The sequence below is a fragment of the Paenibacillus sp. 01T422 genome (assembly GCF_056398785.1).
Genome location: NZ_JBFTQB010001183.1, coordinates 1 through 1,545 on the forward strand (window position 1 = coordinate 1; position 1,545 = coordinate 1,545).

At 43.0% G+C, this 1,545-nt stretch carries 1 protein-coding gene and 1 pseudogene; both read right to left on the reverse strand.

Features of this window, described 5'->3' with window-relative positions:
- Window positions 1-784 (reverse strand): family 43 glycosylhydrolase (locus AC1DUA_RS36970; RefSeq protein WP_477504463.1); only part of this gene is annotated, 784 nt, incomplete at its 3' end.
- A gap of 125 nt (window positions 785-909) precedes the next feature.
- Window positions 910-1,245 (reverse strand): annotated as a pseudogene (locus tag AC1DUA_RS36975) (class I SAM-dependent methyltransferase); the annotation flags it as partial.
- Window positions 1,246-1,545 lie beyond the last annotated feature (300 nt).

The following is a 1,545-nucleotide window of genomic DNA, read 5'->3' on the forward strand; positions in this document are numbered from 1 at the left end:
CATAAGGTCCTTGAGGATGTTCGCTAATCGCATATACGAGACAATGCGTTGTTCCGGTAGAGTAGGAAAGATAATAATATCCGTTGTACTTATGAACCCATGGACCTTCGAAATATCGTCTGTCCTCGTCACCAGCAAGAATTGGATTGCCTTCTTCATCCACAATCTTAATTTCTTGCGGCTCATCTGTGAACGTAAGCATATCCTCACTTAAAACTGCCACTCTTGGTCCCAAAGCTGGTTCATTCTCTGCTGGCCCTTTAGCATCAGGAAGGAATGTGCCTGTCTGCCATTTCTCCAACTGGCCACCCCAAAGTCCGCCAAAGTAAATATAAGCTTTATTATCCTCGTCGATGAACACAGCAGGATCAATACTGTAGCTGCCAGGGATATAATTTTCTTCAGCCGTAAAAGGACCCGCAGGATTTGAACTTGTAGCGACACCAAGTCTGAAAATATCCTCTTTGTCTCTAGCTGGGAAAAAGAGATAATACGTATTGTTCTTATACGCTGCGTCTGGCGCCCATAATTGCTGCTTCGTCCAAGGAATATCTCTCAGATGCAAAGCTTCTCCATGGTCTACACAAGGCGAATTAATATCATCCATAGAGAGAATATGATAATCTTCCATCGCGTATTGGTCGCCATTATCATTAGAAGGTCCATCATGATCAAGGTCATGGGAAGGATAAATATAAATTTTGCCTTCAAACACGTGGGCAGATGGATCAGCCGTGTAAATATGCGTAACTAAAGGTTCTTTAGGTTGTACTGGCTTATTCATGTCCATTTTCTCCTCGTCGTTAAACTTAGTTTGTTTAATGTATAAACTTACAATATTAATTATAACCAAGTTAGCCTAACAATCAAGAAAAAGATGCGTCTGGACATGAAACGATCAGAACAGGGTTAATCGTTATTTTTTGATGCTGCAATTAAGAGAAAAATAGGACGCCGGCTCTCATCTCTCATTTCCGAATATTTCTCCAACGCTTCTTGCGTTGGTTGAGGCTCAGAAAGCTTATTTATATTGAATCCAGCTTCGATTAGCGCATTCATATAGGTGGCAACCGTTCGATGATACTTGACGACGTCCGTTTCCAGAAATCTTGCCTGCCTTAATCCTTCATCCTGATAGTTGTCGACAGGCCAATGCAAGCGTTCACCTTGTGGACCATAATACCAATCTTGTTCAGCACGCGACGTGAACATCGGATGCTCGACGGAAAGAATGAACTTTCCGCCACCACTTTTGAYTGATTAACAGGATTTCCTACTGTTAATCTGACCGAAACTAGCGAGTTTCGGRTAGYAGTCGACGATTTARCTGGAGTTTCTACAGCTATCTCGTTCCCCCRACCGTCGCWGCGTAGATTAGCYGCATTTTTCCAGTTATTGCTRCTATGAGGCAATAACTAMAKAAGCCTGACGGGTCAACACCGTCAGGCTTAKGTATTGGCTAYTCTACGAACCCCACCCCATCCCACCTCTCTACTCACCATACAGCCAACTTCCACCTAAGCCGCCAATAACAAATTCAAAAAA